Source organism: Streptomyces sp. NPDC043427 (genome assembly GCF_056436655.1).
This window is the reverse complement of the sequence record NZ_JBWKCC010000039.1, coordinates 90,637-96,799: the sequence shown is the minus strand read 5'-3', so window position 1 is coordinate 96,799 and position 6,163 is coordinate 90,637. Positions and strand designations below refer to the sequence as shown.

Annotated in this window: 5 protein-coding genes and 1 pseudogene; 3 read left to right on the top strand and 3 right to left on the bottom strand. The window is 74.0% G+C overall.

Features of this window, described 5'->3' with window-relative positions; translation table 11 throughout:
* Positions 1-292 precede the first annotated feature (292 nt).
* The 3 genes and pseudogenes from AC067M_RS40780 to AC067M_RS40770 form a co-directional block, all read left to right on the top strand.
* Positions 293-385, top strand: a pseudogene (locus AC067M_RS40780) (DUF3027 domain-containing protein); the annotation flags it as partial.
* A gap of 283 nt (positions 386-668) precedes the next feature.
* Positions 669-1,472, top strand: coding sequence for an AfsR/SARP family transcriptional regulator (locus tag AC067M_RS40775; protein ID WP_478702060.1), 804 nt, complete (start codon positions 669-671; stop codon positions 1,470-1,472).
* 61 nt (positions 1,473-1,533) lie between these two features.
* Entirely contained in the window at positions 1,534-1,875 is a 342-nt protein-coding gene (locus AC067M_RS40770) for a YrdB family protein (protein WP_478702059.1), read from the top strand.
* Between the two features lie 16 nt (positions 1,876-1,891).
* Here AC067M_RS40770 and AC067M_RS40765 read toward each other — a convergent pair whose 3' ends face one another.
* The 3 genes from AC067M_RS40765 to AC067M_RS40755 are packed head-to-tail and all read right to left on the bottom strand — an operon-like array spanning position 1,892 to position 6,132.
* Entirely contained in the window at positions 1,892-2,929 is a 1,038-nt protein-coding gene (locus AC067M_RS40765) for a ketoacyl-ACP synthase III family protein (RefSeq protein WP_478702058.1), read from the bottom strand.
* A gap of 15 nt (positions 2,930-2,944) precedes the next feature.
* On the bottom strand, positions 2,945-3,727 hold the full coding sequence (locus AC067M_RS40760; RefSeq protein ID WP_478702057.1) for a thioesterase II family protein: 783 nt from the start codon (positions 3,725-3,727) through the stop codon (positions 2,945-2,947).
* Positions 3,724-6,132, bottom strand: a complete 2,409-nt coding sequence (locus tag AC067M_RS40755; protein WP_478702056.1) for a beta-ketoacyl synthase N-terminal-like domain-containing protein — start codon at positions 6,130-6,132, stop codon at positions 3,724-3,726. The genes AC067M_RS40760 and AC067M_RS40755 overlap by 4 nt, the downstream gene beginning before the upstream one ends.
* Positions 6,133-6,163 lie beyond the last annotated feature (31 nt).

The following is a 6,163-nucleotide window of genomic DNA, read 5'->3' as shown; positions in this document are numbered from 1 at the left end:
GGGGGTCGTGCCGGTCGGGTGCCGGCCGAGTGTCGGCGGATGGTGCTGCCGGGTGGTGGCGGGTGGTGCTGCCGGGTGGTGGCGGGTGGTGGCGGTCAGGTGCTGGGGGTCGTGCCGGTCGGGTGCTGGCGGGTGGTGCCGGTCGGGTGCTGGGGGTCGTGCCGGTCGGGTGCCGGCCGAGTGTCGGCGGATGGTGCTGCCGGGTGGTGGCGGGTGGTGCTGCCGGGTGGTGGCGGGTGGTGGCGGTCGGGTGCTGGCGGGGCTCGGGACTGCTCGCCCGGCGCCCGGCGAGCCCGCCGGTGGGCGCCGCGGGCGGGAGGTGGCGTACGGCTGCGGCGGCCACTCCGAAGCGGCGGTCATGCCGAAGCCGCCCCTGTGGCTGCCGGGCCCGGGCGCGCCGATGTGACGGCCGTGGCCGGACGGCCGTCACCGGTCGGGCGCCGCCCTGTCGTGCCGTGCCGGGGGCACGCCGGGCGCCCGGCGTGCCGTGCGCGGGCGCGCACCGGACGCGCACGTCGGGGCGTCCCCGGGGCGCATGCGTTTTTCATGCTTCGGGGCGGTGGCAATTCATGGGCGGTTGATGATCGGTGCACTGCCGCCGGAGCCCCGCTGGGGCGAACCATGGAGGACATCAAGCGACCCAGTGACGAATGGGGGAGGAGTCCGACATGGACGTCAAGATCCTGGGGTCCTTCGAGGCGACGGAGAACGGGGTGGCGCTGCTGCCGACCGCGGGAAAGCCGCGTCAGGTCCTGGCACTGCTGGCCCTTCAGGCCGGTCAGGTGGTTCCCGTCTCCACGCTGATGGAGGAGTTGTGGGGCACGGAACCGCCCCGCAGCGCACAGACGACGCTGCAGACGTACATCCTGCAGCTGCGCAAGAGACTGGCCGCCGCGCTGCCGGAGGACGGGCCGCGCACCGCGAAGGACGTGCTCACCACGCGGTACGGCGGCTATCTGCTGGACATCACGCCCGAGGAGGTCGACGTCCACGCCTTCGAGCGGATGACGGCGGCCGGCCGGCGCGCGCTGGACCTCGGGGACCGGGAGACCGCGTCACGGCTGCTGAGGTCGGCGCTGGCGGTGTGGCGCGGCCGGGCCCTGGTCGACGTGTACACCGGCATGAGGCTGAGCGTGGAGGTCACCCGGCTGGAGGAGAGCCGGCTGATGGCCGTGGAGTCCCGGGTCGACGCCGATCTGGCGCTGGGCCGGCACCACGCGCTGCTCAGTGAGCTGGCGGTGCTGACCGCCCGGCACCCGATGCACGAGAGCCTGTGCGCCCAGTACATGGTCGCGCTCTACCGCTCCGGACAGCAGTGGCGGGCCCTGGAGGCCTTCACCGCGCTGCGCGAGTGCCTCGTCGAGGAGCTCGGGGTGACGCCGTCACCGCGACTGCAGGAGCTCCAGCGGGCGATCCTCGTCTCCGACCCGCAACTGGACCGGTTCACGGCCCGCAGCGACCTCACCGTCTGAAACGCCCTCAGCTCGACCTCCCCCACGCACACCCCCCATGCCGACGCGCAAGGAGTCCGTCATGCTCTCGTCCCTCAAGGCCCTCAACCTGCTGGTGATGTTCCTGCTGGAACTCGCCGTGTACGCGGCGGTCGCCCTGTGGGGGTTCACCGCCAGTGACAAGTGGCCGGTGAAGGTGCTCCTCGGCGTCGGCGCGCCGGTGGCGATGATCGCGGTGTGGGCGATGTTCGGCGCGCCCCGTGCGCCCTACGCGGTGCACGGGGGCGGCCGGGTCGTCCTGGAGGCGCTGTGGTTCGGCGCCGGCGCCGCCGCCCTGGCCGCCTCTGGGAGGCAGGGCTGGGCGGCGACGTTCGTCGGCGTCTACCTGGTCAACGCGGCGCTGCGGTTCCTGTGGAACCAGTGACGCCGATGCGCGGGACTCACCACTTCGGTGTGTCGAGGAACTCCAGGACCGCCACCGTCCACATGAAGCCCACGCCCACGCCCATGGTGACCAGCAGGTCGCCGGGCCTGGGCTCGCGGGCTTCGACGACGTGGTTGATGCCGATGAGCTGGTCGCCGGCGCCCATGTGGCCGAGGTCCTGGCCCCAGTCGTAGACGGTGGTGGCGCGGTCGACGCCGAGCAGGGAGTAGAAGGAGAACTCCGCGATCGTCTCGGCGATGTTCGCGTGGACGAAGAACCGGGCGTCCGACAGCTTCGCGTCGGCGTCGTCGAGCGCCTCCTGGAGCACTCCGGAGGCGTGCTTCGTCATCTGCTGGATGACCCGGTCGTAGGCGCCCTCCTCCTTCAGGAGGTAGTCCGTCTTGCGGGTGCGCAGGTCGACCGGCTTGCCGTCGAGGAACGGGCCGTCGGTCCAGCCCTCCGTGCCGCGGTAGATGGGCTCCAGGGAGGAGTCGGAGTAGCTCGCGGTGGAGCGCAGCCGGGCGAAGCCGCCCCGGTTGGACAGGACGATCGCGCCCGCGCCGTCGCCGTAGACCTGCTGGCTGTCGGTGCCCCAGCGGTCGAAGTACGGCAGCCGGAAGGCGTCGCCGGTGGTGACCAGGGCGGCCTGCGGGTCCTGGCGGGCGGCGAGGTGGGAGGCGGCGAGTTCGACGCCGGCGAGGCCGCCGTTGGAGCCCTGGCGGACCTCGATGGTCAGTCCGCTGCCGCCGACCGCCTCGTTCTGCACGTAGTTGACGGGCGTCCAGAAGTCCTGTCCCTGGTGGCCGACGCAGGCGTGCAGCACCATGCCGTAGCGGTCGGCGGGCAGTCCGGCCCGTTCGACGGCCTGCTTGCCGGCGGCCGCGGCCATCACCGGGCCCGGCTCGTCGGCGCTCGCCACCCGCACCGCGCGGATGCCGTTGGCCTTGGCCTCCTCGGCGTCGTAGCGGCCGGCTGCCACGGCCTGGTCGGCCGTCTCCACCGTCTCGGGCAGGTAGGCCCCGAGACCGGCGACGTAGACGTTGTCCCAACGCATGGTGTGCTCCTGTTTCTACGCCACCTGGGGCGCGGTGTCGTGGCGGCAGCTGTCGATCTGCCGGACCAGCTGGTGGGTGAGGGCCGGGAAGAGGTCGTTCAGGAAGTAGAAGTGGCCGCCGGGGAAGAACTTCTGGGCGAAGCGGGCGGTGGTCTCGCGCCGCCACAGGTGCATCGCCGACGGCGGCGCCCAGGGGTCCTGGGTGCCGCCGAACACGGTCAGCGGCGAGGTCAGCGGGGAACGGCCCGGGTCCGGGCGGTAGTTGTCGACGGCGGTCAGGTCGGCGCGCACGGTGCGCAGGAACCGGTCCAGGAAGTCGGGGGCCTCCGCGGCCCGTTCCGGCATCCCGCCCAGCTCGAAGAGGACCTTCAGCAGCGCGCAGTCGTCGCGTTCGCTGAGCGGGGTGACGTCGGGACGCCGGAAGTGCGGGGCGACGCGCCCCGACACTCCCGTCCACAGCGGGGCACAGCCCAGGCCCTCCAGGGAGCGGGCCGTCTCCAGCGCCACGATCGCGCCCATGCTGTGCCCGAACAGGGCCAGCGGGGTGTCGCCGGCCCAGGGCAGGACGTCGGCGACGGCGGTGGCGACGACCTCGGTCATGTCGTCGAGGGGCGCCTGCCCGGCGCGGCGGCCGCGTCCGGGCAGGTCGAGCAGCAGCAGGTCCCAGTCGTGGGGCAGGTGCCGGGCGAACGGGTGGTACACCGCCGCCGAGCCGCCCGCGTGGTGGAAGCCGATCAGGCGCAGCGCGGGCGAGTCGACGGGGCGCGGACGGTGGAAGGTCCGGGTGTGGCTGTTCATTTCTCCCATCCCATGGCGGCGGACACCTGGTCGCCCAGGTACGCGAGGAGGTCACCGACCGGCATCTCCACCGGGCAGTCGAGCGTGGGCAGTTCCACCCCGTAGCGCTGCTCGACGCTCTTGGTGAGCAGCATCGCGGTGAAGGAGTCGCCGCCGACCTCGCAGAACGGGGTCGTGGGCGGCAGCAGACCGTCGGCCTTGAGGACGGCGGCGAGTTCGGTGGCGAGGTAGGAGCTGATCTCCGCCGGGTCGCGGGGCGCCTGCTGCGCCTGAACGGCCGGGAGCGGGATCTCGGCGGCGGCCCGGCTGCCCGGCTCGGGCTCGTCGGCCCAGAACCGCTTGCGCTGGAAGGGGTAGGTCGGGGCTTCCGTGAACCGGGCGCCGGGTGCGGCCAGTTGGGCCAGGCGCAGGTCGGCGCCGCCGTGGTAGAGCGCGGCGAGCGCCGCGGCCAGCAACCTGGGGGTGGCTTCCGGGTCGTCGGTGACCAGCGGCAGGGTCTCACCGGCGGCCTTCAGGTACGCCGCCGGGCCGGTGCCCGTCTCCCCGGCCGGGGCCGCCGAGATCCGTACACCCAGCGCGGCCAGCACCCCGCCGAGGCGGCCCGCCGGAGCGGCCGAGCCCTGCGCGGCGGCGGCCAGCCGCGGGAAGCGGCGGGCGAGGACGGCGAGGGCGCGTTCCAGTACCGCGTCGGAGCCGGACGCGCTCAGCGTGACGCGGTCGACGGCCGGGGCGCCGGTGCCGCGCCGCTGGGTGCCGAGGGCCGCCGCCAGTTCCCGGGCGTCGGTGCCGACCACGGCGAGCCGGTGCCCGAAGTGGACCCGCCCGGCCCGCAGGGTGTGCGCGAGTGCGGCGACCCCGGCCGTGTCCAGACCGGCCAGCGCGGTGCGCACCCGCTCGGTCAGCTCGACGAGCGCCTGCGGGTCCTTCGCGGACAGCGTCAGCAGCTCCGGGTGGCCCGCCTCGGGCGCCGCCCGCTCCCCGGTCTCCCCGGCCGGACCCGCGAGGACGACATGCGCGTTGGTGCCGGACAGGCCGAAGGCGCTGATCCCGGCCACCCGCGCCTTTGCCGGCGCGGGCCACGGGGTCGCTCTGCGCGGTACGTCGATGGCGATCTGGTCCCACGGGATGAGGGAGTTGAGCCGCCCGTCGCCCCGCTGCACCGCCGCCGGCACGGACTCCTCGCCCAGGACGACGACCAGCTTCATCAGCCCGGCGATACCGGCCGCCGCCTCCAGGTGCCCGATACGGGCCTTCACACTGCCGAGCGCGACCGGCTCGGCCCGCTGCTGCCCCGCCCCGGTGCCGATCACCGCGTCCAGCGCGCCCACCTCGATGGGGTCGCCGAGGGCGGTGCCGGTGCCGTGCGCCTCGACGTAGCCGACGGCGGACGGCTCGGTGCAGGCGTCGGCGAGGGCGGCCCGTATGACCTCCTGCTGCGCGGGCCCGCTGGGCACGGTGAAGCCGGACGACGCGCCGTCGTGGTTGACGGCGGTGCCGCGGATCACGGCGTGCACCGGGTGCCCCTGGGCGACCGCCTCGTCCAGCCGCATCAGCGCGACCACACCGACACCCTCGCCGCGCCCGTACCCGTCGGCGTCCGCCAGGAAGGTGCGCGAACGGCCGCCGGGCGAGAGGGCCTCGCCCTGGCACAGGGCCACCATCAGGTCCGAGCCGAGGATCAGGTTGGCGCCACCGGCCAGCGCGTACCGGCACTCGCCGCCGCGCAGCGCCCGCACCGCCTGGTGGATCGCCACCAGGGAGGACGAGCAGGCGGTGTCGACGCCCAGTGCCGGACCCGACAGGCCCAGCGCGTACGACACCCGGCCCGCCAGGAAGCAGTGGCCGCTGCCGGTGCTGTGGTACGGGTCGATACGGCTGTAGTCGCCGTCGCTGACGAACCGCTGCCCGTACTCGGACGCCATCACGCCGATGAACACACCCACCGGCAGCCGGTCCTGGCGGCGCGCCGCGATACCGGCCCGCTCCAGCGCCTCCCAGGACACCTCGAGCAGCAGCCGCTGCTGGGGGTCCATGATCTCGGCCTCGCGCTGCGAGATGCCGAAGAAGGAGGCGTCGAAGGAGGCGATGTCGTCCAGGAACCCGGCCCGGTCGACGTAGGAGTGACCGGCGGTGCCGCGCTCGGGGTGGTAGACGGCCCGCAGCGACGGACGGTCCTCGGGGAGGGGGGACAGGGCTCGGAAGTCGGGGTCGTCGGCGTAGAGGAAGTCGCGGTAGGCGCGCGGGCTGTCGACCCCGCCGGGCAGCCGCATCGCCATGCCGACCACGGCGACGGGGGCGTGCGCGCGGGCCTCGGCCGCGGCGAGGCGCTCCTTGAGCCGGCGGGACAGCTTGAGCTGGTCCTCGATCACCCGCCGCAGATCTTCTGGGTTCACTTTTTCGGGCATCTCACTGCTCCTGCGCTCGGTGGTCATCGCC

Coding starts and splice junctions, on each gene's coding strand:
- AC067M_RS40775 (WP_478702060.1), top strand. CDS start 669: ATGGACGTCAAGATCCTGGGGTCCTTCGAGGCGACGGAGAACGGGGTG.
- AC067M_RS40760 (WP_478702057.1), bottom strand. CDS start 3,727: ATGAACAGCCACACCCGGACCTTCCACCGTCCGCGCCCCGTCGACTCG.
- AC067M_RS40770 (WP_478702059.1), top strand. CDS start 1,534: ATGCTCTCGTCCCTCAAGGCCCTCAACCTGCTGGTGATGTTCCTGCTG.
- AC067M_RS40765 (WP_478702058.1), bottom strand. CDS start 2,929: ATGCGTTGGGACAACGTCTACGTCGCCGGTCTCGGGGCCTACCTGCCC.
- AC067M_RS40755 (WP_478702056.1), bottom strand. CDS start 6,132: ATGCCCGAAAAAGTGAACCCAGAAGATCTGCGGCGGGTGATCGAGGAC.